25 protein-coding genes are annotated in these 25,450 nt (G+C 72.2%); 18 read left to right on the top strand and 7 right to left on the bottom strand.

Annotated features, from left to right (window positions below):
• Window positions 1-71 precede the first annotated feature (71 nt).
• The 5 genes from ACTVCO_RS00465 to ACTVCO_RS00445 are packed head-to-tail and all read left to right on the top strand — an operon-like array spanning window position 72 to window position 8,502.
• The gene (locus tag ACTVCO_RS00465) at window positions 72-3,851 is read left to right on the top strand and encodes a nitrate reductase subunit alpha (RefSeq protein ID WP_443726422.1); all 3,780 of its coding nucleotides are present in this window, start codon (window positions 72-74) and stop codon (window positions 3,849-3,851) included.
• Window positions 3,851-5,653: a nitrate reductase subunit beta gene (narH, locus tag ACTVCO_RS00460; RefSeq protein WP_443726421.1), complete on the top strand. Its 1,803-nt coding sequence runs from the start codon at window positions 3,851-3,853 to the stop codon at window positions 5,651-5,653. The genes ACTVCO_RS00465 and narH overlap by 1 nt, the downstream gene beginning before the upstream one ends.
• A complete protein-coding gene (narJ, locus tag ACTVCO_RS00455; RefSeq protein ID WP_443726420.1) occupies window positions 5,650-6,438 on the top strand; it encodes a nitrate reductase molybdenum cofactor assembly chaperone in 789 nt (262 codons plus the stop codon). The genes narH and narJ overlap by 4 nt, the downstream gene beginning before the upstream one ends.
• Window positions 6,435-7,181 (top strand): respiratory nitrate reductase subunit gamma, encoded by a 747-nt coding sequence (narI, locus tag ACTVCO_RS00450; protein ID WP_443726419.1) that lies wholly within the window; start codon window positions 6,435-6,437, stop codon window positions 7,179-7,181. Before narJ ends, narI begins: the two co-directional genes overlap by 4 nt.
• Window positions 7,182-7,194: 13 nt before the next feature.
• A complete protein-coding gene (locus tag ACTVCO_RS00445; RefSeq protein WP_443726418.1) occupies window positions 7,195-8,502 on the top strand; it encodes a ThiF family adenylyltransferase in 1,308 nt (435 codons plus the stop codon).
• Window positions 8,503-8,539: 37 nt separating this feature from the next.
• Here ACTVCO_RS00445 and ACTVCO_RS00440 read toward each other — a convergent pair whose 3' ends face one another.
• The 3 genes from ACTVCO_RS00440 to ACTVCO_RS00430 all read right to left on the bottom strand — a co-directional run bounded on the left by ACTVCO_RS00440 (window position 8,540) and on the right by ACTVCO_RS00430 (window position 10,879).
• Window positions 8,540-9,082 carry a MogA/MoaB family molybdenum cofactor biosynthesis protein gene (locus ACTVCO_RS00440; RefSeq protein WP_443726417.1) on the bottom strand — a complete coding sequence of 181 codons (543 nt, stop codon included), beginning with the start codon at window positions 9,080-9,082 and terminating at the stop codon, window positions 8,540-8,542.
• Window position 9,083: 1 nt separating this feature from the next.
• Window positions 9,084-9,509: a cyclic pyranopterin monophosphate synthase MoaC gene (moaC, locus tag ACTVCO_RS00435; RefSeq protein WP_443727126.1), complete on the bottom strand. Its 426-nt coding sequence runs from the start codon at window positions 9,507-9,509 to the stop codon at window positions 9,084-9,086.
• Window positions 9,510-9,613: 104 nt separating this feature from the next.
• Window positions 9,614-10,879, bottom strand: a complete 1,266-nt coding sequence (locus ACTVCO_RS00430; protein WP_443726416.1) for a molybdopterin molybdotransferase MoeA — start codon at window positions 10,877-10,879, stop codon at window positions 9,614-9,616.
• Between the two features lie 103 nt (window positions 10,880-10,982).
• On the opposite strand from ACTVCO_RS00430, the gene moaA reads away from it, so the two are divergent.
• Window positions 10,983-12,089: a GTP 3',8-cyclase MoaA gene (gene moaA, locus ACTVCO_RS00425; protein ID WP_443726415.1), complete on the top strand. Its 1,107-nt coding sequence runs from the start codon at window positions 10,983-10,985 to the stop codon at window positions 12,087-12,089.
• Between the two features lie 2 nt (window positions 12,090-12,091).
• The gene (locus ACTVCO_RS00420; RefSeq protein WP_443726414.1) at window positions 12,092-12,373 is read left to right on the top strand and encodes a MoaD/ThiS family protein; all 282 of its coding nucleotides are present in this window, start codon (window positions 12,092-12,094) and stop codon (window positions 12,371-12,373) included.
• Window positions 12,374-12,386: 13 nt separating this feature from the next.
• Here ACTVCO_RS00420 and ACTVCO_RS00415 read toward each other — a convergent pair whose 3' ends face one another.
• On the bottom strand, window positions 12,387-12,863 hold the full coding sequence (locus ACTVCO_RS00415) for a molybdenum cofactor biosynthesis protein MoaE (RefSeq protein ID WP_443726413.1): 477 nt from the start codon (window positions 12,861-12,863) through the stop codon (window positions 12,387-12,389).
• 36 nt (window positions 12,864-12,899) lie between these two features.
• Between ACTVCO_RS00415 and mobA the strand changes: the two genes are divergently transcribed.
• The 7 genes from mobA (at window position 12,900) to ACTVCO_RS00380 (ending at window position 17,656) form a co-directional block, all read left to right on the top strand.
• The gene (mobA, locus tag ACTVCO_RS00410) at window positions 12,900-13,520 is read left to right on the top strand and encodes a molybdenum cofactor guanylyltransferase (protein ID WP_443726411.1); all 621 of its coding nucleotides are present in this window, start codon (window positions 12,900-12,902) and stop codon (window positions 13,518-13,520) included.
• A gap of 64 nt (window positions 13,521-13,584) precedes the next feature.
• Window positions 13,585-13,986 (top strand): TOBE domain-containing protein, encoded by a 402-nt coding sequence (locus ACTVCO_RS00405; protein ID WP_443726410.1) that lies wholly within the window; start codon window positions 13,585-13,587, stop codon window positions 13,984-13,986.
• Complete coding sequence (modA, locus tag ACTVCO_RS00400) at window positions 13,983-14,846, top strand: molybdate ABC transporter substrate-binding protein (RefSeq protein ID WP_443726409.1); 864 nt, start codon at window positions 13,983-13,985, stop codon at window positions 14,844-14,846. The genes ACTVCO_RS00405 and modA overlap by 4 nt, the downstream gene beginning before the upstream one ends.
• Entirely contained in the window at window positions 14,843-15,688 is an 846-nt protein-coding gene (locus tag ACTVCO_RS00395; protein WP_443726408.1) for an ABC transporter permease, read from the top strand. Before modA ends, ACTVCO_RS00395 begins: the two co-directional genes overlap by 4 nt.
• Window positions 15,685-16,392 (top strand): ABC transporter ATP-binding protein, encoded by a 708-nt coding sequence (locus ACTVCO_RS00390; RefSeq protein WP_443726407.1) that lies wholly within the window; start codon window positions 15,685-15,687, stop codon window positions 16,390-16,392. The genes ACTVCO_RS00395 and ACTVCO_RS00390 overlap by 4 nt, the downstream gene beginning before the upstream one ends.
• A gap of 45 nt (window positions 16,393-16,437) precedes the next feature.
• Complete coding sequence (locus ACTVCO_RS00385; RefSeq protein WP_443726406.1) at window positions 16,438-16,776, top strand: DUF6457 domain-containing protein; 339 nt, start codon at window positions 16,438-16,440, stop codon at window positions 16,774-16,776.
• Window positions 16,777-16,984: 208 nt separating this feature from the next.
• Complete coding sequence (locus tag ACTVCO_RS00380) at window positions 16,985-17,656, top strand: DNA alkylation repair protein (RefSeq protein WP_443726405.1); 672 nt, start codon at window positions 16,985-16,987, stop codon at window positions 17,654-17,656.
• Between the two features lie 10 nt (window positions 17,657-17,666).
• Here ACTVCO_RS00380 and ACTVCO_RS00375 read toward each other — a convergent pair whose 3' ends face one another.
• The gene (locus ACTVCO_RS00375; RefSeq protein WP_443726404.1) at window positions 17,667-18,749 is read right to left on the bottom strand and encodes a Gfo/Idh/MocA family protein; all 1,083 of its coding nucleotides are present in this window, start codon (window positions 18,747-18,749) and stop codon (window positions 17,667-17,669) included.
• Between the two features lie 261 nt (window positions 18,750-19,010).
• On the opposite strand from ACTVCO_RS00375, the gene ACTVCO_RS00370 reads away from it, so the two are divergent.
• Genes ACTVCO_RS00370 through ACTVCO_RS00355 form a run of 4 tightly spaced genes read left to right on the top strand, consistent with a single transcriptional unit; the run spans window position 19,011 to window position 22,968 of the window.
• Window positions 19,011-20,003: a siderophore ABC transporter substrate-binding protein gene (locus ACTVCO_RS00370; protein WP_443726403.1), complete on the top strand. Its 993-nt coding sequence runs from the start codon at window positions 19,011-19,013 to the stop codon at window positions 20,001-20,003.
• 46 nt (window positions 20,004-20,049) lie between these two features.
• Window positions 20,050-21,057 carry an ABC transporter permease gene (locus ACTVCO_RS00365; protein WP_443726402.1) on the top strand — a complete coding sequence of 336 codons (1,008 nt, stop codon included), beginning with the start codon at window positions 20,050-20,052 and terminating at the stop codon, window positions 21,055-21,057.
• Window positions 21,050-22,216 (top strand): iron chelate uptake ABC transporter family permease subunit, encoded by a 1,167-nt coding sequence (locus ACTVCO_RS00360; RefSeq protein ID WP_443726401.1) that lies wholly within the window; start codon window positions 21,050-21,052, stop codon window positions 22,214-22,216. Before ACTVCO_RS00365 ends, ACTVCO_RS00360 begins: the two co-directional genes overlap by 8 nt.
• Complete coding sequence (locus ACTVCO_RS00355; RefSeq protein WP_443726400.1) at window positions 22,213-22,968, top strand: iron ABC transporter ATP-binding protein; 756 nt, start codon at window positions 22,213-22,215, stop codon at window positions 22,966-22,968. Before ACTVCO_RS00360 ends, ACTVCO_RS00355 begins: the two co-directional genes overlap by 4 nt.
• A gap of 133 nt (window positions 22,969-23,101) precedes the next feature.
• Here the strand turns inward: ACTVCO_RS00355 and ACTVCO_RS00350 are convergent, their stop codons facing one another.
• Entirely contained in the window at window positions 23,102-24,595 is a 1,494-nt protein-coding gene (locus ACTVCO_RS00350; protein WP_443726399.1) for a DUF4127 family protein, read from the bottom strand.
• A complete protein-coding gene (locus ACTVCO_RS00345) occupies window positions 24,592-25,290 on the bottom strand; it encodes a GntR family transcriptional regulator (protein WP_443726398.1) in 699 nt (232 codons plus the stop codon). The genes ACTVCO_RS00350 and ACTVCO_RS00345 overlap by 4 nt, the downstream gene beginning before the upstream one ends.
• Window positions 25,291-25,450: the final 160 nt, after the last annotated feature.

The raw sequence follows: 25,450 nt of genomic DNA, 5'->3' as shown, positions 1-25,450 counted from the left end.
GGCGCCGGACTGTCGGCGCCCATGGGAGTACGACCGACCGGATCGCCCGGCCGAGAGAACGAGGGATGAGCATGACCGACGCACCCACCCGCACGGCGGGACTCGACAACCCTCTCGTTGACGCGCTGGTGCGCGTCGGTTCGCGACTGCACAAGGGCACGGTCTCCGAGGACCTGCGGTCGGTCTTCCTCGAAGGGGGCCGGGAGGGCGACGCGTTCTACCGTGATCGGTGGTCGCACGACAAGATCGTTCGCTCGACGCACGGCGTCAACTGCACGGGCTCGTGCTCGTGGAAGGTCTACGTGAAGAACGGCATCATCACGTGGGAGACGCAGCAGACGGACTACCCGTCCGTGGGACCGGGTTCACCCGAGTACGAGCCGCGCGGCTGCCCGCGAGGCGCCGCCTTCTCCTGGTACACGTACTCGCCCACGCGCGTGCGCTACCCGTACGTGCGTGGTGCGCTGCTGCACGCGTACCGGGCCGCGAAGTCTCGCACGGGCGATCCCGTCCTCGCGTGGGCGGAGGTGACGGGCGACCCTGAGACGGCGCGTGCGTACAAGGCGGCGCGCGGCAAGGGTGGCCTGGTCCGTGCGACGTGGCAGGAGGCGGCCGAGATCGTCGCGGCCGCGCACGTCCACACGGCCAAGGAGTTCGGCCCCGACCGCATCGCGGGGTTCAGCCCGATCCCGGCGATGTCGATGGTGTCGCACGGTGCGGGCGCACGCTTCGTGCACCTGCTCGGCGGCACGATGCTCTCGTTCTACGACTGGTACGCGGACCTCCCGGTCGCCTCACCCCAGGTCTTCGGTGACCAGACGGACGTTCCCGAGTCCGCGGACTGGTGGAACGCGTCGTACCTCATGATGTGGGGCTCGAACGTCCCTGTGACGCGCACGCCCGACGCCCACTTCATGACCGAGGCGCGCTACCGCGGCCAGAAAGTCGTCACGGTCTCGCCCGACTACGCGGACAACACGAAGTTCGCCGACGACTGGATGGCTCCGCACCCGGGGACGGACGGCGCCCTCGCGATGGCGATGGGCCACGTCATCCTCACGGAATTCCACGTGGCGCGCCGCACGGAGCGGTTCGTCGACTACATGCGCCGCTTCACCGACGCCCCCAACCTCGTGCGGCTGCGTCGCCGCGGTGACGCGTGGGTGCCCGGCAAGTTCCTCACGGGGGCGGACCTCCCGGCACCGTCGAGCGACCGCGACGCGGCGTTCCAGACCGTCGTCCTCGACGCTGACGGCGCCGTGAAGATCCCCGGTGGTTCGCTCGGCCACCGCTTCGACCCCGCCAAGGCAGGGACCTGGAACCTCGAGCTCGGCGACCTCGACCCGCGGCTGTCCGTCATGGACCTGGCCACGTGGGACGGGCAGGCGGTCGAGCTCGACCTGCCGCGCTTCGACGTCGCCCCTGGCGACCCCGAGAAGGACGGGGCCGTGCCTGGCACGACCGAGCAGGGACGGCACACGGGTGGCGCGGGCGCCGTCCGGCGCGGCGTGCCGGTCGTCGCCGTGGGCGACGAGCTCGTCACGACGGTCTACGACCTCATGCTCGCGCAGTACGGCGTCGGTCGTGAGGGCATCCCCGGCACGTGGCCGACCGGCTACGACGACCCGACGACCCCGGGAACCCCCGCCTGGCAGGAAGAGATCACCTCGGTCCCGGCCGAGCTCGCCGCGCGGATCGGCCGCGAGTTCGCACAGAACGCCGAGGACTCGGGCGGCCGCTCGATGATCCTCATGGGCGCGGGAACCAACCACTGGTTCCACTCCGACACGATCTACCGCACGTTCCTTGCGCTCACCGCGATGACGGGCTGCCAGGGCGTCAACGGCGGTGGCTGGGCGCACTACGTCGGCCAGGAGAAGGTGCGTCCTCTCACGGGCTACAACCAGTACGCCAACGCGCTCGACTGGCAGCGTCCCCCGCGCAACATGATCGGCACGGCCTACTGGTACCTCGCGACGGACCAGTGGCGCTACGACGGGCTCCCCGCCGACGCCCTCGCGTCGCCCCTCGCTGAGGGCACGTTCGCCGACCGCACGACGGCCGACTGCCTCGTCGAGTCGGCTCAGCGGGGCTGGATGCCGAGCTACCCGACGTTCTCGCGCAACCCGCTCGACCTCGTCGACGAGGCGCGTGCGGCGGGCAAGGAGCCCGCGCAGCACGTCGTCGACTCCCTCAACGACGGCTCCTTGCGGTATGCGTGCGAGGACCCCGACGACCCCGCGAACTTCCCGCGCGTGCTCAACGTGTGGCGAGCGAACATCCTCGGCTCGTCGGGCAAGGGCAACGAGTACTTCCTCAAGCACCTGCTGGGGACCGACTCCGCGGTCCTCGCGGAAGAGGCGGGTCCGGAGCGTCGGCCCACGACGATGACGTGGCGCGAGGAGGCCCCTCAGGGCAAGCTCGACCTGCTCGTCACGAGCGACTTCCGGATGACGTCGACGACACTCTTCTCGGACGTCGTCCTGCCGGCCGCGACCTGGTACGAGAAGTACGACCTCTCGTCGACGGACATGCACCCGTTCGTCCACTCGTTCAACCCGGCAATCAACCCGCCGTGGCAGACGCGGACGGACTTCGACATCTACGCGACGCTCTCGCAGGAGGTCTCGCGGCTCGCCGTCGGGCACCTCGAGGCTCGCTCGGACCTCGTCGCAGTCCCGCTCATGCACGACACGCCCGACGAGCTGGCTTACCCGCGCGGTGAGGTTCCGGCGCAGGCCGAGCTCATCCCGGGTGCGACGATGCCCAAGCTCGTCGTCGTCGAGCGTGACTACACGAAGATCGGTGAGAAGTGGGCGGCTCTCGGCCCGCTCACGGACCGGCTCGGCATGGTGACGAAGCAGGTGGCGTTCGACCCGACCCCGGAGGTTGCGGAGCTCGGTGTGCGTAACGGCCTCGTCGGTGGCACCGGGGTGGCGGCCGGTCGCCCGCGCCTCGACAAGGCACAGCAGGTGTGCGAGATGATCCTCGCGCTCTCGGGCACGACGAACGGACGCCTCGCGGTGCAGGGCTTCCGTGACATCGAGCGTCGGACGGGTACGCGTCTCGCGCAGCTCGCCGAGGACAACGAGGGGCAGCGCATCACGTTCGCGCAGACGCAGGCGCAGCCCGTCGCGGTGCTCACCTCGCCCGAGTGGTCGGGCTCGGAGCACGGCGGGCGCCGCTACACGGCGTTCGCGATCAACGTCGAGCACTCCCGCCCCTGGCACACGCTGACGGGACGCCAGCACTTCTACCTCGACCACGACTGGATGAGCGAGCTCGGGGAGTCGCTTCCGGTCTACCGGCCGCCGCTCGACATGCACCGCCTCTTCGGTGACGTGCGCGTGGGCTCGACCGACGCGACGGGGGTGAAGGGCTCCGACGGTCATGCCGAGGTGGCGGTGCGGTACCTCACGCCGCACTCGAAGTGGTCGATCCACTCCGAGTACCAGGACAACCTGTTCATGCTCGCGCTCTCGCGTGGCGGGCCCACGATCTGGATGTCACCGCAGGACGCGGGGAAGATCGGCGTGACGGACAACGACTGGATCGAGTCCTACAACCGCAATGGCGTGGTCGTGGCCCGTGCGATCGTCTCCCACCGCATGCCGGAGGGAACGGTGTACATGTACCACGCGAAGGACCGCACCGTGGATGTGCCGCGGTCGGAGACCTCGGGCCTGCGCGGCGGTATCCACAACTCCCTCACGCGGGTGCTGCTCAAGCCGAGCCACCTCGTGGGCGGGTACGCGCAACTCTCGTTCGCGTTCAACTATCTCGGCCCGACGGGCAACCAGCGCGACGAGGTGACGACCATTCGTCGTCGCTCCCAGGAGGTGCAGTACTGATGCGAGTCATGGCTCAGATGACGATGGTGATGAACCTCGACAAGTGCATCGGCTGTCACACGTGCTCGGTCACGTGCAAGCAGGCGTGGACCAACCGGTCCGGCATGGAGTACGTGTGGTTCAACAACGTCGAGACGCGGCCCGGGATCGGCTACCCGCGCACGTACGAGGACCAGGACCGGTGGAAGGGCGGCTGGCAGCTGACCCGACGCGGCCGTCTCAAGCTGCGCGCCGGCGGTCGCCTGACGAAGCTGGCGAGCATCTTCTCCAACCCCGTCCTGCCCGAGATCTCGGACTACTACGAGCCGTGGACGTACGACTACGACACGCTCATCTCCGCCCCGCAGGGCGAGCACACGCCCGTCGCCCGGCCCATGTCGCTCCTCACCGGTGACGACATGCAGATCAAGTGGTCGGCGAACTGGGACGACAACCTCGGTGGTGCCGGGGAGACGATGCAGCAGGACCCGATCCTCGCGACGATGGAGAAGCGCGTCGAGGCGGAGTTCTCGCAGTCGTTCATGTTCTACCTGCCGCGCATCTGCGAGCACTGCCTCAACCCGTCGTGCGTCGCGTCGTGCCCGTCGGGCGCGATGTACAAGCGTGAAGAGGACGGCATCGTCCTCGTCGACCAGGACCAGTGCCGCGGCTGGCGCATGTGCGTCACCGGATGCCCGTACAAGAAGGTGTACTTCAACCACAAGACCGGCAAGGCCGAGAAGTGTACGATGTGCTATCCGCGCCTCGAGGTCGGTCAGCCGACCGTGTGCTCCGAGACGTGCGTCGGGCGCCTGCGGTACATCGGGCTCGTCCTGTACGACGCGGACAAGGTCCTCGAAGCCGCCGCGACGCCCGACGAGAAGGACCTGCTCGAGGCGCAGCGCTCCGTCTTCCTCGACCCCCACGACCCCGAGGTCATCGAGGCCGCCCGCCGCGACGGCATCGCGGAGGACTGGATCGAGGCGGCGCAGAACTCGCCGTGTTGGGACCTCATCGCACGCTACGAGGTCGCCCTCCCGCTGCACCCCGAGTACCGCACGATGCCGATGGTCTGGTACGTCCCGCCGCTGTCGCCCGTCGTCGACGTCGTCACCGACTCCGGAAACGACGGCGAGGACGCCCCGACGCTCTTCCACGCGATCGACAAGCTGCGCATCCCGATCGAGTACCTCGCCGGACTGTTCAGCGCGGGCGACCCCGCACCCGTCGTCTCCTCGCTGCAGCGACTCGCGGCCATGCGGTCGCACATGCGCAACGTCAACCTCGGCGTCGACCAAGACCCGCGCATCGCGGAGGCCGTCGGCATGGACGGTCCGACGATCGAGGCGATGTACGAGCTGCTCGCGATCGCCAAGTACGAGGACCGCTACGTCATCCCGACCGCGCACGCCGAAACGGCGCGCGAGCTCGAGATGCTCGGCCTCGACGAGCTCGACTCGGGCTGCTCGCTCGACCATGACGGCGGCCCCGGCATGGGCGGTCCTCGCTTCGGTTCGTCGAGCGGAACCCCGCTGCGCGCGACCGTCGAGAACTTCCACGTCCTCAAGGAGCGCCAGACCGCCGACGCGATCGACGAGCCGCGCTCGCGCGTCAACCTGCTCACGTGGGACGGCAACGGAACCCCGCCGGGGCTCTTCCCCGAGCGTGAGGACGCCCCGCACGAGCACGCACACGAGGACGCACCCGGCGCGCCCGACCCTGACGGTCTCACCCCGCCGGCCGGCCCCGAGCCCGACCAGGGCACTGACGTCGGGCCCGACCCCGGGCCGTCGTCGCTTCCCGAGGGAGGGCCGCGGCTGTGACGGCGAGCGCCCCCACCCTCTGGCAGCGCGTCACCGGCCGGGCGCCGCTCCCGGCCGGTCCCGCCGCGCCCATGACGGCCGTGCCCGCGGCGTCGACCGCGCCCCGGCGCGGGGGACGCACCGAGCCGCTGCCGTTCCTCGAGCCCGTCACGATGCCGGACGCGCTGCGGCGCGCGACGCACATGGCGGCGTCGTTGCTGCTCGACTACCCCGGGCCCGACCACGACGCGCGTCTCGACGCGGTCGAGATAACCGCGGAGTCGCTGCCCGCGATCATCGGCGACGACCTGCGCGCCCACATCCAGACGATCCGCGAGTGGGGCATCGACCGCACCCAGGAGTACTACGTCGAGACGTTCGACCAGAAGCGTCGCTGCGCCCTTCACCTCACGTACTACTCCTCGGGAGACACGCGCCGCCGCGGCATGGCGCTCGTGACGTTCACGGAGGCGTTCGCCGCGTGCGGCTGGGAGCTCGGCGACGACGACCTGCCCGACTTCCTGCCCACCGTCCTCGAGCTCTCGGCGCGCGACGGCGGTCCCGTCGTCGACATGCTCCTCGCGACGCACCGCGAGGGCATCGAGCTGCTGCGCTCGGCTCTCCACCACGTGCGCAGCCCCTACCGCTTCGTGCTCGACGCACTGTGCCGCACCCTGCCGCACGTCGATGACGCGGCCGCCGCACGCTTCGTCGACCTGCTTGCCGCCGGACCGCCCCAGGAGATGGTCGGAATCGGCGGAACTCTCCTTCCCTTCCCGTCCGTCCGTCCGGAGGCGACACCATGAGCGCGACCGACATCCTCCTGTGGGGCGTCCTGCCCTACGTCGTCATCGCCGTGTTCATCGTCGGGCACGCGTGGCGCTACCGCTACGACCAGTTCGGATGGACGACGCGGTCGAGCGAGGTCTACGAGAAGAAGCTGCTGCGCTGGGGATCGCCCATGTTCCACGTGGGTGTGCTCATGGTGGCGGGTGGGCACGTCGTCGGGCTCCTCATCCCGCGCGGCTGGCTCTACGCGATCGGCATCAACGAGCACATGTACCACCTGGGTGCGACGTGGCTGGGGACGTTCGCGGCCGTGCTCACGGTCGCGGGCCTCGCGATCCTCATCTTCCGCAGGCGCCGCACGCGGTCGGTGTTCCTCGCGACGACCCGCATGGACAAGCTCATGTTCGTCATGCTCGGCGGCGCGATCGGCTTCGGGACGGCCGCAACCGTCGTCGAGCAGATCATCGGCGGCGGGTACGACTACCGCGGCACGATCTCGCCCTGGATCCGCTCGACCATGTACTTCCAGCCTGACGTCGCGCTCATGGACGGCATCCCTGTGCTGTTCGCGCTCCACGTGATCTCCGGCCTGCTGCTCATCGCTCTGTGGCCGTTCACGCGGCTCGTGCACGTGTGGTCAGCGCCCGTCGGGTACCTCGTGCGGCCGTACATCGTCTACCGCTCCCGCGGTCGCAAGCAGGGGATGCGTGCGACGCGTCCCGGCTGGGACCCGGTCGAGACACGGACGCGCAGACGGTGAGACGCTGGGCGGCATGACGGACGTCGACGTGAGCGAACCGGCGCGGGCTGCGAGCCCGCGCCGGTTCGCTCCGCTCGTCGAGCCCGGCCCCGCGCTCAGCGGGGCCCAGGCCGCACGGTACGCACGGCACCTCGCGCTGCCCGAGGTCGGGGCAGAGGGACAGCGGCGGCTTCTCGCCGCGCGCGTGCTCGTCGTGGGCGCGGGCGGCCTCGGCTCGCCCGTGCTCCTCTACCTCGCGGCCGCGGGCGTCGGCACGCTCGGGATCGTCGATGACGACGTCGTCGACGTGTCGAACCTCCAGCGGCAGGTCATCCACACGACCGCGGACGTCGGCCGGAGCAAGGTCGAGTCTGCCGCCGACGCCGTCCGCGCCCTCAACCCCGACGTCACCGTCGTCACGCACGACGTGCGACTCGGACCCGAGAACGCGCTGTCGATCCTGTCGGGGTACGACCTCGTCGTCGACGGCGCCGACAACTTTGCCACGCGCTACCTCGTGGGCGACGCGTGCGCCGAGCTCGGCCTGCCGTGCGTGTGGGGTGCCGTGCTCGGTGGGCACGGGCAGGTCTCGACGTTCTGGGCCGCGCCGCCCGGCGGTGATGGCGTCGAGTACCGCGACGTCTTCCCGACGCCACCCGCTCCCGGGTCGGTGGCAAGCTGCTCGACGGCCGGCGTGCTCGGCGCCGTGTGCGCAGCGGTCGGCTCGATGCTCACGCTCGAGGTGGTGCGGCTCGTGTGCGGGGCCCGCACCCTTCTGGGACGGCTGCTCGTGCTCGACGCCTGGGGTGCGACGTGGCGCGAGCTGCCGGTGCGCGGGACGCCCGGCGGGCGACCGCTCGGGCGGGATCTCGCCGCCGCTGTGGAGGCGTGCGGCGTTCCGTCGGGTGCGGCGAACGGGGCCGACGCGGGCGGGGCGACCGTCGTGCACAAGCCCGAAGGGGTGGGTGGGGTGGCGCCCGACGCTGCCGGCGCCACACCCGGTGCCGCCGCCGCTGGGACTGGCGTCATCGACGTCGACGCGCTCGCGGACGTGCTGGCCGCCGGGACGTGCGACGTCGTCGACGTGCGTTCGCGCGAGGAGTTCACCGCGTACGGGATCGCCGGCGTGCGGTCTGTGCCGCTGGAGAAGTTCGAGGACGGGACGGCGTTCGTCGGACCGGGGGCCGTGCAGGCTCCGCTCGTCGTCCTGTGCGAGCTCGACGCGCGTGCGCTGCACGCCGCGGCGCTCGCGCGCGAGGCCGGCGTGGCTGACGTGCGGTCGGTCGCGGGCGGCGTCGTCGCGTGGCACGCGACGGGGCGCGACGTCGTCGGCACGCAATGAGCGTGGCGCGGGTGAGGAGGACGCGCCGCGACTGACCTCAGTGGGTACGGCCCGCGAGCTGGTCGAGCGCGTGGGGGAGGACGGGCGAGAGCACGCGCACGGCGTCGCGCGCCGCACCCGGTGAGCCCGCGACGTTGACGACGAGCGTGCGCCCGGCCACGCCCGCGATCCCCCGGGACAGGACCGCCGCGGGCACGCCGCGCGCGAGGCCGTCGGCGCGCAGCAGCTCAGCGAGGCCCGGCACGGGCCGCTCGACGACGCTCGCCGTGACGTCCGGCGTGAGATCGCGCGGGCCCAGCCCCGTGCCGCCCGTCGTAAGGACGACGTCGACACCCGCCCCCACCGCGTCGAACAGCGCGTCACGCACCGCGTCGCCGTCGGGCACGACCGTCGCGTCCGGGACCTCGAGACCCAACGCCCGCAGACCCGCGACGAGCACGGGACCGGAGCGGTCCTCGTAGATGCCTGCCGACGCGCGGTCGCTCACCGTGATGACGCGTGCAGCGCCGTGACGCTCGTCGACGCCGGCAGGCGGCGTCGAGCCTGCCGCGACGTCGTGGCCAGACGCGCTGTGCGGCATCTCAGCGCGTCCAGTCGCCCGAGCGGCCGCCGCTCTTCGCCTCGACCCGCACGTCGGTGATCGTCGCGAGCTTGTCGACGGCCTTGACCATGTCGACGAGGGCGAGCCCCGCGACCGACACGCACGTGAGCGCCTCCATCTCGACACCCGTCCGGTCTGCGGTCCGCACCGTTGCGCTGATCGCGACGGCGTCGTCCTCGACGACGAGGTCGACCTTGACGCCGTGGATCGCGATGGGGTGGCACAGCGGCACCAGGTCCGGCGTGCGCTTGGCCGCCGCGATGCCCGCGATCCGCGCGACCGCGAGAGCATCACCCTTGGGGACGCCCTCGCCGCGCAGCAGGCGCACGACCTCCGCCGAGACGAGCACGCGCCCCGTCGCCGTCGCCGTCCGCACGGTCACGGGCTTCTCGGCGACATCGACCATGCGAGCGGCGCCGCTCGCATCGACGTGCGTGAGGCCCCGCGGGGCGGCCGGCGCGACCGGCGCCGGGGAGTCGGTGGGCGGTGTCGCGGCAGGCTGCGTCGAGGTCATGCTCCATCCTCCCGCAGGTCGAGGACGTCGACCATCGACCCCACCGCGAGGTCTGTCACGTCGGCAGGCACGACCGCGAGCCCGTCGGACCCGGCGAGCGCGCCGAGCAGGTGCGAGCCGCGTCCGCCGACCGGGGTCGCCTCGGGCAGACCACCGGGCCACGTGAGCGCGACCCGCACGTACTGCTCGCGGCCCGACGGCGACGTCAGCGGCGACGTGAGGCGGGCCCGCACGCGGCGGCGCCCGACGACGGCGGCGCCCGCGAGGCGCCGCAGCAGCGGCCGCACGAAAACCTCGAACGACACGTACGAGCTCACGGGGTTGCCGGGCAGCCCGACGACGATCGCTCCACTCGGCAGACGCCCGACGGCCTGTGGCCGCCCGGGCTGCATGCGCGCGTGGACGAGCTCAAGGTGCTCGGCGAGGGCGTCGCGGACGACGTCGAACTCGCCGACGGACACCCCACCGCTCGTCACGACGACGTCCGCCTCGAGATCCGGGTCGGTGAGCAGTGCGCGCAGCGCGGCGACGTCGTCGGGCAGCGTCTGGACCCGCACCTGAGCGCCCGCGGCCTGCGCGAGCGCCGCGAGCTGGACGGAGTTCGACTCGAAGATCGCGCCGTGCGCGAGCGCCTCACCGGGTGCGAGCGACCCCGGTGCCACCAGCTCCGAACCGGTCGAGACGATGAGAACCCGCGGGCGCACGTGGACGCGCAGCGTCGCGTGCCCCGTCGCGGACGCAAGCCCCAGCCGCGCCGCCGTCAGCACCTCGCCCGCGCGCAGCACGACCGCGCCCGCCGCGACATCCTCGCCACGGCGCCGGATGTTCGCTCCCTGGGGCACGGGCTCGAGGACCCTCACCGCATCCTGGCCCGCGTCCGTGCGCTCGACCTGAACGACGGTGTCCGCACCGGCGGGCACGGGCGCGCCCGTCATGATGCGCACGGCCGAGCCCGGCGCGAGCGTGAGGGCACGCGCATCGCCGGCCGCCACGACGTCGACGACGGGCACGGGAACGCCCGCGAGGTCGCCGTGACGCAGCGCGTACCCGTCCATCGCCGAGTTATCCCACGGCGGCAGGTCCACGAGCGAGGTGACGTCGGCGGCAAGGACCCGCCCGAGCGCCGTCACCTCCGCGCGCACGCTCTCAGACGCGAGCGGCGCACCCAGTGCGAGCACCGCAGCCGCGTGCTCCGCGGCCGTGCGCGTCGGGCGCGGGGCGTCGAGGCGGACGGGTCGGGAGGCTCCCTCAGAAGTCGTCACGCCGTCAACCTACCGGCCACCGCGGGCGTCGCGACGCGGGTCCGCCGGGTTTTTCCACGGGATGGCGAGGGCAGAAGTCCGGACCCCCTCCTAGACTGGCGACGTGGCGGACCCTCGAACTCCCGACCACCCCGCGCAGGCGCCTCACGGCACGCGCACCGGGGTGAGCCCGAGCGAGGGCACGCGCCCCGACCACCCGGGTCTCATCGACCGCTTCGGACGCCGCGCGAAGGACCTCCGCGTCTCCCTCACCGACCGCTGCAACCTGCGGTGCACGTACTGCATGCCGGCTGAGGGCCTCGACTGGACGCCCACCGAGCAGATGCTCGACGACGAGGAGATCTCGCGCCTCGTCCGCATCGCGGTCGACCACCTGGGCGTCACCGAGGTGCGGTTCACGGGAGGCGAGCCGCTCCTGCGGCGCGGCCTCGAACGCATCGTCGCGGCGACCGCCGAGCTACGCACGCCCGACGGCGCACGCATTCCGACGTCCCTCACGACCAACGGGCTCGGCCTCGACCGTCGCGCCCGCGGCCTCGCGGACGCAGGCCTCACCCGCGTCAACGTCTCCGTCGACTCCCTCGACCCCGCACGCTTCGCACAGCTCACGCGCCGCGACCGCCTCCACGACGTCCTCGCGGGCCTCGACGCGGCCGAGGCCGTGGGCTTCGCCCCGATCAAGGTCAACGCGGTCCTCGTCCGCGGCGTCAACGATGACGAGGCCCCGCGTCTGCTCGACTGGGCGCTGGACCGCGGCTTCGAGCTGCGGTTCATCGAGCAGATGCCGCTCGGCCCGCACGGCACGTGGGTACGCAAGGACATGGTGACGGCCGACGAGATCCTCGCGTCGCTCACGGCCGCGCACACGCTCGAGCCCGAGGGGGCCGACGTGCGCGGGGGCGCACCCGCCGAGACGTGGCGCGTGCTGCGTGGCGGCGAGGTCGTCGGGCGCGTGGGCGTCATCGGAACCGTGACGCGACCCTTCTGCGGTGCGTGCGACCGCACGCGCCTCACGTCGGACGGCAACATCCGCACGTGCCTCTTCGCCCGCGAGGAGACCGACCTGCGTGGGCTCCTGCGCGGCGGCGCGTCCGACGACGAGCTCGCGCAGGCGTGGCGCACCGCCATGTGGGGCAAGAAGGCCGGCCACGGCATCGACGACGAGAACTTCCTGCAGCCGCAACGGCTCATGAGCGCGATCGGGGGATGAGCATGACGACGACCGACCTCACCACGACGGTGACCGTGCGGTACTTCGCGGCGGCCGCGGCCGCCGCGGGCTGCGAGGAGGAGATCCTCGCGCTGGACGTCCCCGAGGGCACGGACGTGACCGTCGGGCACGTGACCTCAGCGGTCCTGCGCGCGCACCCGGGCATCGACGCCCTGCTCGCGCTCTGCAGCGTGCTCGCCGACGGACGCCTGCTGCGCGACCCTGAGGCGACGCTCGGCGGCGCCGCGACGGTCGACGTCCTGCCGCCCTTCGCCGGGGGCTGACCGTGAGCGCGGCTCAGGCCGAGCCGACCCACTCCTCGCCGCCGGCCGCCAGGTCCTGCCGCTTCCACACGGGCAGATGCTCCTTGACCACGTCGACGAGCAGCGCCGCAGCCTCGAAGGCCTCGCGACGGTGCGCCGAGCTCACCGCGAGAGCGAGCGCGCACTCGCCGACCGCAAGCGGGCCGAGCCTGTGCGTCACCGCGACCGCGTCGACGTCGAGCGTCGCGACCGCCTCCGTGATGACGCGCTCGAGCACCGCAGCCGCGTCGGGGTGGCCCACGTACTCGATGCCCGTCACCCCGCGCCCGCCGTCGTGGTCACGCACGACACCCGCGAACGTCACGACCGCACCCGCGGCCGCGTCGTCGACCAGCCGCGCGTGCTCGTCGACGTCGAGCGGGTCGGTCGTCACAGCGACGCGCACGACGGCGCGGCGTGGGGGCACGAGCCGCGAGCTGTCGCGCGGGGCGGAGGTTGCGGGGTGGGTCACGCCTTCAGCGTACGTGCGTGGGAGCGGGGACCCGGCATGAGCGGGGTGCGCAGGCAGGACGTCGTCATCGTCGTGCCCGCGGGCGGAACCGCGCGGCGCCTGGGTGGCGGCGACAAGACCGCGCTCGACGTGGGCGGACGCTCGATCCTTGAACGCGTGCTCGACGCGACCACCGCATGGCCGTGCGTCGTCGTCGCCGACGACCCCGGACCTGCCGTGCACGCGCGGCATCCGGGTGTGCGCTGGGTGCGGGAGGACCCGCCCGGCGGCGGACCCGCGGCAGCGCTCGCGGCCGGCGTCGCCGCGGCGCCCGACGCCCGCGTGCTCGTCGCGCTCGCGGGGGACCAGCCGTGGGCCGGGGACGTCGTGCCGCGGCTGCTCGCGGCGCTCCACGCCGCTCCCGAGGCCGAGGCTGCGCTCGCGGTCGGAGGGTCGGGGCGCAGGCAGCCGCTGCTCGCCGCCTACCGGATCGCTGCGGTGACGGCCGTGCTGGCGGGTGGCGCCCACGGGCTGCCCGCGCGTGCGCTCGCCGAAGGGCTCGCGGTGGTCGAGGTTCCGGTGACGGACCTGGAGGTGTTCGACGTCGATACGCCCGACGATCTCGCGGCGGCGCGCGCGATCGAGGGCGAGCGAGGGCGCCGCCGTGGACGCGGGTGAGCGATCCGCTCACCCGACGCGGCCTCACGCCGCACCTGCGGCGGGCCACCGCTAGAGTTGCCGCATGAGCGTCCTGAGAACGAGCGAAGCCGCGCGTCTGCTCGGCGTGAGCGACGACACCGTCCGCCGCTGGATCGACGCAGGCCGCCTCCCCGCCCAGCGCTCCGAGACCGGCCGGTGGACGGTCGACGGCGCCGACCTCGCGACCTTCGCCCGCGACCTCGCCGACGCCCCTGACGGCGGCGACGGAACCGTCTCAGCCCGCAACCGCCTCGACGGCATCGTCACCCGAGTCGTCCGCGACACCGTCATGGCGCAGGTCGAGGTCCAGGCCGGCCCCTTCCGCATCGTCTCGCTCGTGAGCCGCGAAGCAGCCGACGAGCTCGCGCTCGCACCCGGCTCCCTCGTCTCCGCACGCGTCAAGGCGACGTCCGTCATGATCGACAGCCTCGAGCCCGGCCGGTGAGCCGCACGCCGCGCTCCGCCGTCCGGCGCACGCTCGCGTTCGTCGCGGGCGCGACGATCCTCGCCGCGGGCGCCTCGGCATGCGCGGACGCCGCCGCGCCGACGGGGGGCCCCGCAGCGCCGAGCGCGACACCGCCAGCCGTTGACGCCGCCGCCCCGAGCCCCGCCGCCCCAGGGCCGACGCCCGCCCACCTCACCGGGCACCTCGTCGTCCTCGCGGCCTCGTCCCTCGAGCCCGTCCTCGCACCGCTCAGCGCTGAGCTCGAGGCCGCGCACCCAGACCTCAAGGTCGACCTCTCGTTCGCCGCGAGCTCGGCACTCGCCGAGCAGATCGCCGCCGGGGCACCCGCCGACCTCCTCCTCACCGCGTCGTCCGCGACCATGGCGAAGGCGGGGCCCGACGTGACGGATCCTGCCGTCCTCGCCGGCAACACGCTCGTCATCGTCACACCGCCGGACAACCCGGGCCGCATCACCACCCTCGCCGACCTCGAGAACCGCGACCTGCGCCTCGCGCTGTGCGCCGTCGAGGTCCCGTGCGGCGCGGCCGCCGCACGCGTCGTCGCAGACGCCGGGCTCACCCTCACCCCCGACACGTACGCCCCGAACGCCACCGCCGCGCTCACCCTCGCCCGCACGGGCGAGGTCGACGCCGCCCTCGTCTACACGACCGACGCCAAGGACGCAGGCTCCGACGTCGCGACGGTCGTCATCCCCGAGGCGGCGGATGTCGTCAACGACTACCTCGTCGCGACCGCCGCGGAGGCCCCCAACCCGGCAGCCGCCGCTGCCTTCCGTGCGCTCCTCACCTCCGACCGCGGATCCGCCGCGCTCGCGGACGCCGGGTTCCTCCTCCCGTGAGCGACCACCCGTCCAGGCACCGCACCCGGGCGCCGCTCGCGCTCGCGATCCCGGGCGTGCTCGCGCTCGTGCTCCTCGTCGCCCCGTTCGTCGCGCTCGTCGCGTCGGCACCCTGGGACGAGATGACACGCGTGCTCACCGACGGGCCCGCGCTCGAGGCGCTCGGTCTGAGCCTGCGGACCGCCGGGGTCTCCGCCGCGCTGTGCGTCGTGCTGGGGGTCCCGCTCGCATGGCTGCTCGCGCACGACGCGCTGCCGCTGCCCGGGCTGGTGCGCGCGCTCGTCACGATGCCGATGGTGCTGCCACCCGTCGTCGGTGGCGTGGCGCTCCTCGCGCTGCTGGGGCGGCGCGGGCTGCTCGGGTCGACGCTCGACGCGTGGTGGGGCGTGCAGCTGCCGTTCACGACGGCCGCCGTCGTCCTGGCGCAGACCTTCGTCGCGCTGCCCTTCCTCGTCATCTCCGTCGACGCGTCGTTGCGGGCCGTCGACGGGCGCCTCGCGCAGGTCGCGGCGACGCTCGGTGGGTCGCGGTGGTACGTCTTCCGTCGCGTGACGCTGCCCGTCGTCGCCCCCGGGATCGTTGCGGGCGCGGTCCTGGCCTTCGCGCGGGCTCTCGGCGAGTTCGGTGCCACCATCACGTTTGCGGGCAACTTTCCTGGCGTCACACGGACCATGCCCGTCGCGATCTACCTCGCGCTCGAGAGTGACCGGACGACGGCCGTGGCGCTGTCCCTCGTGCTCGTCGCGGTGTCGCTCGTCGTGCTCGTCGCGTTGCGTTCGCGGTGGCTCGGCGGCCTGGCGGGGCTTGCGACGCGTGGCGTCGACATGGTGGGGACGCGATGAGCGACGCTCGTGTGGTCCAGGTCGGCGGTGCCGGGGCGACGGTGCCCGACGGTCTCCGCGCGCACGTCGTCGCGCAGCGTGGCCGCCTGCAGCTCGACGTGATGCTCGAGGCCGGGCCGGGGGAGGTGGTCTGCGTCGTCGGGCCGAACGGCTCGGGCAAGTCGACGCTCCTGTGGGCGCTCGCGGGACTCGTCCCGCTTGTGGGCGGGCACGTCACGCTCGGCGGCACAGTGCTCGACGACGTCGCCGCACGCACCCACGTCCCCGCAGCCGCGCGTCACCTCGGCCTCGTGCCACAGACCCACGTGCTCTTCGACCACCTCTCCGCGCTCGAGAACGTCGCCTTCGGGCTCCGCGCGCGCCGCATGCGCGCCCGCGACGCGCGCGGCCTCGCGGCAGAGGCCCTCGGTCGCGTCGGGCTGATCGACCACGCGCACGAGCGTGCCGACCGGCTCTCCGGCGGGCAGTCGCAGCGCGTCGCGCTCGCGCGCGCCCTCGTCGTGCAGCCGCGGATGCTGCTGCTCGACGAACCCTTCGCTGCGCTCGACGCAGCCTCGCGGCCGCTCCTGCACGACGTCGTGCGCGGGGTCGCCGCGGCCGGGACGCCCGTCGTCCTCGTCACGCACGACGCCGCCGAGGCCGCAGCGCTCGGCACACAGATCGTGACCCTCGCCGACGGGCGCGTCGACAAGGTGGAAGACTGAGGGGATAGGACGTGCGGACCGTCCAGACAACGCGTGGAGGACGATATGAGCGATCTTGATCGTTGGCTCGAGCAGGCCGGGCCAGCCCTCGACATCGAGCAGGAGGTGCTTGACCGCGTCACGGGACCGATCCTCGACATGGTGCGGGACGTCGCGCACAACGCCGTGCGTCCCGGCGCACCGCTCACGGCCTTCCTCGTCGGGCTCGCCGCCGGACGCGTGCTCAACCGCAGGTCCGACGCCGAGGCCATCTCCTCCGAGGTGCTCGCACGCCTGGAGATCGTTGACGGGCTCGTGTCCGAGTGGGGCCCGCCCGTCGTCGGTCGTCCCGCACGCAAGCACGACGACGCCGAGCCGGAGGAAGCCCCGTCTGACGGGGTGTGAGGAGTCGCGGGCCTTCCTGGCCTTGCCTGAAGCGAGTCGGCACCGACGCCGACGCGCCGTCGACCGTGTGGGGTCCGGTCGCACCGGGTGCGTCGTCCACATGCATGGACCAGTCGCCCGGCGGTTCGTCAATGTGACGAGCGAGGGGCGGCGGGTTGTCAGAGCCTCGTCGTACGCTGCGAAGACCTGAGAACGACGGAGGTCCCCCATGGCTGAGACGATGACGCGCGACGAGGTCCTTGCGGAGCTCGCTGCGATTGGCGACCCCAAGGTGCAAGCGGTCAACGCGCGACACGGCGACGATCACACGGTCAACCTCACCACGTTGCGAGCGCTCGCCAAGCGCGTCGGCACACGTCAGACGGCGCTCGCACGCGAGCTGTGGATGACGGGTGACGGCGACGCCCGGCTGCTCGCGCTGCTCGTCCTGTCTCCCAAGGACCTCACCGTCGACGATCTCGACGAGATGCTCCGCGAGGCCCGCACGCCCAAGCAGCAGGACTGGCTCGTCGGGTACGTCGTCAAGAAGTCTCCGCACGTCGAGGCGCTGCGCCTGCGCTGGAAGGCCGCCGCCGACCCGTGGGTGGAGTCGGCCGGCTGGGCGCTCACGAGCGATCGCGTGCCCAAGGCCGCCGACGGGCTCGACCTGCCGGGGCTGCTCGACGAGATCAGCGTCCGCATGAAGGACGCCCCCGAGCGCCTCCAGTGGGCCATGAACTGGTGCCTCGGCACGATCGGCATTCACCACCCGGCGCTCCGCGAGCGGGTGCTCGCGATCGGTGAGCGGCTCGAGGTCCTCAAGGACTACCCGACGCCCCGTGGCTGCGTGAGCCCCTACGTGCCGCTGTGGGTCCCAGAGATGGTCGCGCGCCAAGGCTGAGCGTCGGCGGTCACGACCAGGGCTGGCGGTCGACGGTCACAGGGAGGCCCGACGCGACCGACTCGTCGATCGCGAGCGACACGGCGTGATCGTGGCACGCCCGCGCGAGCGGGTACGGGCCCGGCCCCTCGTCGCGAGCGAGATCAGCAGCGCCGAGCATGAGCGTCGCGATCGCGATCTCCTCGTCCATCCACCGCTTGCCGACGAAGGGGTTGCTCCACAGCACCTCGCCACCGAGAGAGACGTGGTCCGTGTCGAACCCGTCAAGGTCAAGGTCGTAGCCGAGCTGACGGCGGCGCAGCGTCGTCGTCGTCACCTGGCGCGGGCCCGCGAGGCGCAGCACCTCGTCGTTCGAGATCTCCCCGTGGGTGCCGCGCACGAGGATCCGGCGCGAGCGCAGCTGGTTGTGCCACTGGTTGTCCGTGAAGTCGTAGAGACCGTGCCGCCCGTCGAGGTCGAGGGTCGCGAGGACCGTGCCCGCCTCGTGCGTGGCAGGGTCGTCGGTCCAGCCGTCACGCGAGAGCGGCTGGACGATCTGCCCTGCAAACCGGTGGGCGCGCACAGTCACTGGACCGTGGTCGTCCGCCGCGCCGAGCAGACCCCGGATCATCGACACAGCGTGGTAGCCGTGCGTCGACGACACGTGGACGGACTGCGGCTCGCCCACGAGCCCCCGCTCGACCACCGCAAGCCGGGCCGCGTGCATGGGCAGCGCGAGGTACTGCTCAGCGACATGGACGCGACCCGTCGACCCGACCTCGGCCCACAGGGCGTGAAGACCCGCAAGGTCGGGCGCGGGTGGCGTCTCCGCGAGGACGACCCCTCCGGCGCGAGCGACCTCTGCGGTCGCGACAGGTGTGACCGGCCAGGGTGTCGAGATGACCGTCACCTGCGGAGTCGCGCCGTGAAGCAGCTCGCCGACGCTCGCGTACGGTCGCGTGCCCCACGCCTCGGCGGCGCGCGCCGTGCTCTCGGGCCGGCCGCTCGTCACACCGACGAGCTCGAACTGCTCGGGCAGCGCCCGGGCGAGGCGAGCGAAGAACTCCGCACGCCAGCCGGAGCCGACGATCGCGAGACGGACGGGTGCGGACACGGTGATCTCCTTTGACACGGGTGTCCCTGACCGTACGCCCCGTCCGCCGCCGATAGCGGATCCGCACGCGTGTGACGTGCGGATCCGCTATCGACGAGCCCGGAGCATCTCGTTTGGTGACATCGCGTCATCCGAGTAGCGGACCTGAAGTGAATTTGGTTACTCTTCCATCACGTAATTGCGGTGAGGTGAGGCTAACCTGAGAGGGTGGTCCCGTCGCAGCGCACGCACCCAGCCCTGCACCGACCCTGGAGACCACCCATGACCCGTGTTCGACCCGCCGCGCTCGTCGCACTCGCCGCAGCCGCCGCGCTCGCCCTCACGGCCTGCGCCGCCGATGGCGACGCAGCCCCCGCACCTGCCGCGGGAAGCGCGTCCACCACCATCACGGTCGAGGACAACACCGGCTCGAAGTCGATCACGGCTCCGCTCACCTCGGTCGTCGCAACCGACAACCGCACCTTCGAGACCCTCGAGGCGTGGGACGTCACGCTCACCGCAGCGGCCCGCACCCTCATGCCGAAGACGATCGGCTACAAGACCAACGAGGACATCATCGACCTCGGCAGCCACGCCGAGCCCGACCTCGAGGCCCTCGTCGCCGTCGAGCCGCAGCTCATCATCAACGGCCAGCGCTTCACACAGCACGAGGCCGCGATCGCGAAGCTCGCCCCCCAGGCGACGATCATCAACCTCGACCCGCGCGAAGACCAGCCCCTCGACGCCGAGCTCAAGCGCCAGGCGACGGTCCTCGGCGAGGTCTTCGGCAAGCAGACCGAGGCCGCGAAGCTTGGCGCCGACCTCGACGCGGCGGTCGCTCGCGTCAAGGCCGCCTACGACCCGTCGCAGAAGGTCATGGCCGTGACCACGTCGGGCGGCGAGATCGGCTACATCGCACCGAGCGTCGGCCGCACGCTCGGCCCGCTCTTCGACCTGCTCGGCCTCACGCCGGCCCTGACGATCGAGGGCGCGTCCGACGACCACCAGGGTGACGACATCTCCGTCGAGGCGATCGCCGACTCCAACCCCGACTGGATCCTCGTCATGGACCGCGACGCGGCCGTCGCAGCCGACGACCCCGCCTACACGCCCGCAGCCAACGTCCTCGCAAGCGCTGAGCCGCTGTCCAAGGTCTCCGCCGTCACGAAGAAGCAGCTCGTCTTCATGCCCACCGACACCTACACGAACGAGGGCATCCAGACGTACACCGAGTTCCTCAACACCCTCGCCGACGCCCTCGAGGCCGCAGCCTGAGACCCAGGTGCGCGGCACCCACCGCCGCGCACCGCTCGGAGCACCGATGAGCATCACCACCGCCCGCACCGCGGGCACGCACGACGCCGACGCGCCACGCGCGCGCCGGCGTCGCCGCGCGCCCTGGCTCCTCCTGGCGATCCTCGGAGTCCTCGCGCTGCTCGTCGCCTCCCTGTTCACGGGCCAGTACGACATCCTCGGAGCCGAGGACGGCGCCTGGATGTTCGCCGTGACCCGGGTCCCGCGCACCGTCGCACTCGTCCTCGCGGGCGCGGCGATGGCCGTCTCGGGCCTCGTCATGCAGATGCTCACGCAGAATCGCTTCGTCGAACCGACGACGACCGGCACCACCGAATGGGCCGGCCTCGGCCTGCTCGCCGTGACGATCATCGCCCCGACCGCCCACCTCATGACCCGCATGAGCGTCGCGATCGTCGCCTCGTTCATCGGCACGATGATCTTCTTCCTCGTCCTGCGCCGCATCTCACTGTCGAGCTCGCTCGTCGTCCCCGTCGTCGGAATCATGCTCGGCGCCGTCGTCGGCGCAGTCTCGAGCTACATCGCGCTCGCGACCGACTCCCTGCAGTACGTCTCCGTGTGGTTCGCGGGGTCCTTCACCTCGGTGTTCCGCGGCCAGTACGAGCCGCTGTGGATCGTCTTGCTCGTCCTTGTCGCGATCGTTGTCGCGGCCGATCGCTTCACCGTCGCGGGACTCGGCCGTGACGTCGCGACCAACGTCGGGCTCAACCACGACCGCGTCATCATGCTCGGCGCAGGCCTCGTCGCCGTCGCGACCGGCGTCGTCGCCGTCGTCATCGGCAACCTGCCGTTCGTCGGCCTCGTCGTCCCCAACGTCGTCGCCCTGCGCCGCGGGGACGACCTGCGCTCCAACCTGCCGTGGGTCGTCGTCCTCGGCATCGGGCTCGTCGCCGCCTGCGACCTCATCGGCCGCATCATCATCGCGCCGTTCGAGGTCCCGGTGTCGCTCGTCCTCGGCGTCGTCGGATCCATCGTGTTCATCACCATGCTCGTCCGAGGGAGGCGTCGTGGCTGACATCCTCACCACGGCCGCGGTCGACACCGCTGCGACCAGCTCAGAAACGTCCGTCGCGGCCCCGGCCGCGCCGCCGGCCGCGCCGCCGGCCGCGCCACCGGTCGCGCCGCCCGACGTACCCCACCCGACCGCGCCCAACGCGCCCGCGCCCGCGCCCGCGCGACGCTCCGGCCCCTTCGCGACGAAGCGCGCGGCGCGCCGCTACACCATCCTCGTCCTCGCGCTCGTCGTCGTCGCTCTCGGCCTCACCGCCGCCTACCTGCTGCTCGACAACCCCGGACGCCCCGGCAGCGCGGGCTACTGGCTCGTCGCCCAGCGGCGCGCCACAAGCATCGCCGTCATCGCCGTCGTCGCGTTCTGCCAGGGGCTCGCGACCGTCGCGTTCCAGACCGTCACGGGCAACCGGATCGTCACGCCCGCGATCCTCGGCTTCGAAGCGCTCTACGTGACCGTCCAGACCGCGGGCGTGTACGTGCTCGGGGTCGCCGGCCTCACGGCGCTCACCGGCGTGCCGCAGCTCCTCATGCAGATCGGCGTCATGGTGGCACTCGCCGTCGCGCTCTTCGGGTGGCTGCTCTCGGGTCGCTTCGCGAATCTCCACGTCATGCTTCTCGTCGGTGTCGTGCTCGGAACCGGCCTGCGCTCGGTGTCGAGCTTCATGCAGCGCCTGTTGACTCCGTCGGAGTTCGACGTCCTCACCGCCCGCATGTTCGGTTCGGTGTCGAACGCCGACCCCTCCTACCTGCCCGTCGTCGTACCGCTCGCGGCTCTCGCGGGTGGCGCGATCCTGCTGCGCTCCCGGCGCCTCGACGTGCTCGCGCTCGGCTCGGCCGCCGCGACGGGCCTCGGCGTCGAACACCGCCGCGAGACCCGCATCGCCCTCACCCTCGTGGCTGTTCTCGTCGCCGTCTCGACGGCCCTCGTCGGACCCATGACCTTCCTCGGGTTCCTCGCCGCCACGATCGCGTACCAGATCGCGGGAACGTTCAGCCACCGGCACGTTCTCCCCTTGGCCGTCCTCACCGCCTTCGTCGTGCTGTGCGGCGCCTATGTGACGCTCAAGCACGTCTTCTACGCGCAGGGCATGGTGTCGATCGTCGTCGAGCTCGTCGGCGGCACCGTGTTCCTCGCCGTCCTGCTCCGAAAGGGCCGTCTGTGATCACCCTCGAGAACGTCCGCAAGGACTACGCGACCGACGTCTGCATCGGCCCTCTCGACGTCACGCTGCCCGCATGCGGCGTGACCGCGCTCGTCGGCCCCAACGGCGCAGGCAAGTCGACCCTGCTCACCATGGTGGGTCGCCTGCTCGGCCTCGATGCCGGCACCGTGACGATCGGGGGCCACGACATCACGCGCACCCCGTCGAAGGAGCTCGCGCGCATCGTCTCGGTCCTGCGCCAGGAGAACCACTTCGTCACGCGGCTCACGGTGCGCCAGCTCGTCGGGCTCGGACGCTTCCCGCACTCCAAGGGTCGGCTCACGGCCGACGACGAGCGGCACGTGAGCGAGGCGATCGACTTCCTCGGTCTGAGCGACCTCGAGGGTCGGCACCTCGACGAGCTCTCGGGCGGTCAGCGCCAGCGCGCGTACGTCGCGATGGTTCTCGCGCAGGACACGCCGTACGTGCTGCTCGACGAGCCGCTCAACAACCTCGACATGCGCCACGCGGTCGCCATGATGCAGCACCTGCGCCGCGCAGCAGACACGCTCGGGCGCACCGTCGTCGTCGTCCTGCACGACGTGAACTTCGCAGCCCGCTACGCCGACCACGTCGTCGCCATGAAGGACGGTCTCGTCATCGAGCAGGGCAGCCCCGACGAGATCATGCGCGACGACGTGCTCTCGCGGATCTTCGATACGCCCGTGAGTGTCGTCGCGGGGCCCCACGGGCCCGTCGCCTGCTACTTCTGACGCGCACAGGCCGGCCGGGGACGCCCTCCACGGCGTCGTTCCCGACCGGCCTGCACACCCGCGGCGAACCACGGGTCATCGGTCGTGACCGGACGTGTACCTGTCCAGGATCCGTTCGGCCACGACCGAAGTTCTAGCGGGTCTCCCCAGTGAACATGATGTCGACTTCGAATGCGCGTTTCCAGGGGAGAGAAACCCTGTCGAGGTGAAGCGCATCACCTGGGAAAATGTTCTCATGCTCGCGCCGAAGCTGCGTGGTGACCCATGCCTCGGCGTCCGGAACCTCGGCGTCGGGGAGCGGCGTGTAGTCCGCGTGGAACACGGCCTCCCACGCGCGCTTGCGCACGATCGACTGGTAGGCGTGGTCGTCGAGCAGCCGTCGCACGCGCGCCGGGCGCGCAAGCTCGCGCGCGGGCAGGCCCGTGCGGTCGGCAACGACGGCCGCGATGCCGAGCGCGACCGTCGAGCCGAGGGCGTTGCCCGCGGTATTCCACCCGCCGTACGCGACGATCTCGTCGAGCAGCCCCGCCGCGCGCAGCCCCTCGACGAGCGTCGGGTCCGAGCCGTTCGCGTACCGGAGGTCGGCGACCGCCACCATGACGCCCGACGCGACGTGCTCGCTGACGAGCGCAACGGGCGCCGCCGCGGCGGCGGGATCGTCGGCGGCCCGGTGCGGCCCGCCCTGGTCGCCGCGCGCAGGGTCTGAGGTGTGGACGACGAGGACGAGCTCGGGGTCCTCGTCGACGACGAGCCCGCCCGCCGCCGCGATCTGACGCGGGACCGACGTCGCGAGGGGCGCGTTCTCGTACGGCGGGATGCGCTCCATGCCGTCCGGGTCGGCGGTCACGTGCCGGACGCGCGGCGTGACGCCCGCGAGCAGCGTGATCGCGCGGGCCACGAGGACCGCGCCCGTCTCGTCGGCGCCCGGGTAGATCGGCACGTTCATCGCGGGGTCGAGCACGCCCCAGTAGGCGAGCCACGCCTGCTCGACCGACCCGGCCGAGAAGCGCGCGGTGTCGTCAGCCGTGACGACGAGGTGGTGCAGGACGTTGTCGGCGCGCAGGTCGATCGCCGAGAGGTTGACGATGTGGTTGCGCAGGCGGCGACGCGCGAAGTCGCGGCGGACGTCGGCCGGCACGTCAGCGGTGGGCGCCTGCTCACCTGCCTCCCACGCCTGGTGGGACTCGCGGCCGAGCGCGTGCATCCGGCGGCCGTACGTCGCCCAGTAGTCGGGCTCCTCGATCGCGGAGTCGTGGTCCGAGGCGCGCGTGACGAGCGTGACCGCGAGGATCGGCAGGTCGGGGCGCTCGCGCTTGATGTCGCGCAGCACGTCGAGACGTCGCAGGACCGTTGCGGTGTCCTCGTGCGTGGTGCGGGCGGGGATGAGGCCGCCGTGGACGAGCATGTCGATCGAGACGACGATCGCACCCACGTCGGGGTCGGCCGCGCGCACGCGGAGCCAGGCCGCGAGCATGTCCGTGTTGGCGGCCTCGCGGTAGGAGGCGCGTGCGCCCGCGGGTGGGAGCTCGAGCCGGTGGCCGGCGACCGAGGCGACGTCGGCGACGAGCCCGGTGTTGACGGGGCGCTCGTCGAGGGGGACGAGGACGATCGACGGGCGGGGGCTCATCGTTGAGTCTCCTGACGGGGGGTGCGGTGGATGGTGAGGCTGTAGTCGTAGCGGTCGCCGCGGTAGGTCGTCACGGCGTGCTCGACGGCGCGTCCGCGCACGTCGTACGACGTCCGCGTGACGTGGAGCGCGGCGGAGTGCGGCGGGGCGTCGAGCAGCTCGGCGGTGCGCGGGTCGAGCACGGTTGCGGCGATCGTCTGCTCGGCGCGAACGACGCTGACGCCGCGGCGCAGGAGCGCCTCGTAGAGCGAGGCGCCCATGACCTCCTCGACGAGCTCGGCGCCCAACCAACCGGGCAGCCAGACGTCCTCGTGGCAGACGGGGGAGCCGTCGGCCGTGCGGACGCGCTCGAGGTGGATGACGTCGGAGGCGGGGGAGATGCCGAGTGCGGGGCCGACGCGGGGACCCGCGTCGAGCGTCTGCCCGACGATCATGCGGGAGCCGGGGACGAGGCCGCGTGACCGCATGTCTTCCGAGAACGACGTCAGCTCGATCGACTTCGTGATGCGGGGGTCGGCGACGAACGTGCCGGCGCCCTGGACGCGGTAGACGAGGCCGTCGACCTCGAGGTGCGCGAGCGCCTGTCGGACGGTGGGCCGGGAGACGTCGAGCTCTGCGGCGAGGTCACGCTCGGTGGGCAGCCGGGTGTGCGGCTCGGCCTCGGTGAGGAGGGTCTCGAGGTGGGCGCGGACCATGTCGGTCTTCGTCGTGCGGCGCGGAAGGCTGGCGGCCGCGCGAGCCCCGGGGGGCGTGGGGTCGTTCGCTGAGGAGGGAGCGATGTCGTGGCCGAGGATGGTCCGAACCTCTTTCGCATCTGGTGGGGCGACTTTGTCCTGACTGGTAGCCATCATGCAC

Source organism: Sanguibacter sp. A247 (assembly GCF_052324925.1).
GTDB lineage: Bacteria > Actinomycetota > Actinomycetes > Actinomycetales > Cellulomonadaceae > Flavimobilis.
Note: the sequence above shows the minus strand (reverse complement) of the source record. Positions and strands in the feature narration are given on the sequence as shown.

Coding starts and splice junctions, on each gene's coding strand:
- ACTVCO_RS00365 (WP_443726402.1), top strand. CDS start 20,050: ATGAGCATCACCACCGCCCGCACCGCGGGCACGCACGACGCCGACGCG.
- ACTVCO_RS00420 (WP_443726414.1), top strand. CDS start 12,092: ATGACGACGACCGACCTCACCACGACGGTGACCGTGCGGTACTTCGCG.
- ACTVCO_RS00345 (WP_443726398.1), bottom strand. CDS start 25,290: ATGGTCCGCGCCCACCTCGAGACCCTCCTCACCGAGGCCGAGCCGCAC.
- ACTVCO_RS00445 (WP_443726418.1), top strand. CDS start 7,195: ATGACGGACGTCGACGTGAGCGAACCGGCGCGGGCTGCGAGCCCGCGC.
- ACTVCO_RS00440 (WP_443726417.1), bottom strand. CDS start 9,082: ATGCCGCACAGCGCGTCTGGCCACGACGTCGCGGCAGGCTCGACGCCG.
- ACTVCO_RS00405 (WP_443726410.1), top strand. CDS start 13,585: ATGAGCGTCCTGAGAACGAGCGAAGCCGCGCGTCTGCTCGGCGTGAGC.
- narH (WP_443726421.1), top strand. CDS start 3,851: ATGCGAGTCATGGCTCAGATGACGATGGTGATGAACCTCGACAAGTGC.
- ACTVCO_RS00390 (WP_443726407.1), top strand. CDS start 15,685: ATGAGCGACGCTCGTGTGGTCCAGGTCGGCGGTGCCGGGGCGACGGTG.
- ACTVCO_RS00380 (WP_443726405.1), top strand. CDS start 16,985: ATGGCTGAGACGATGACGCGCGACGAGGTCCTTGCGGAGCTCGCTGCG.
- ACTVCO_RS00370 (WP_443726403.1), top strand. CDS start 19,011: ATGACCCGTGTTCGACCCGCCGCGCTCGTCGCACTCGCCGCAGCCGCC.
- mobA (WP_443726411.1), top strand. CDS start 12,900: ATGAGCGGGGTGCGCAGGCAGGACGTCGTCATCGTCGTGCCCGCGGGC.
- moaC (WP_443727126.1), bottom strand. CDS start 9,509: ATGGTCGATGTCGCCGAGAAGCCCGTGACCGTGCGGACGGCGACGGCG.
- ACTVCO_RS00350 (WP_443726399.1), bottom strand. CDS start 24,595: ATGAGCCCCCGCCCGTCGATCGTCCTCGTCCCCCTCGACGAGCGCCCC.
- narI (WP_443726419.1), top strand. CDS start 6,435: ATGAGCGCGACCGACATCCTCCTGTGGGGCGTCCTGCCCTACGTCGTC.
- ACTVCO_RS00465 (WP_443726422.1), top strand. CDS start 72: ATGACCGACGCACCCACCCGCACGGCGGGACTCGACAACCCTCTCGTT.
- ACTVCO_RS00385 (WP_443726406.1), top strand. CDS start 16,438: ATGAGCGATCTTGATCGTTGGCTCGAGCAGGCCGGGCCAGCCCTCGAC.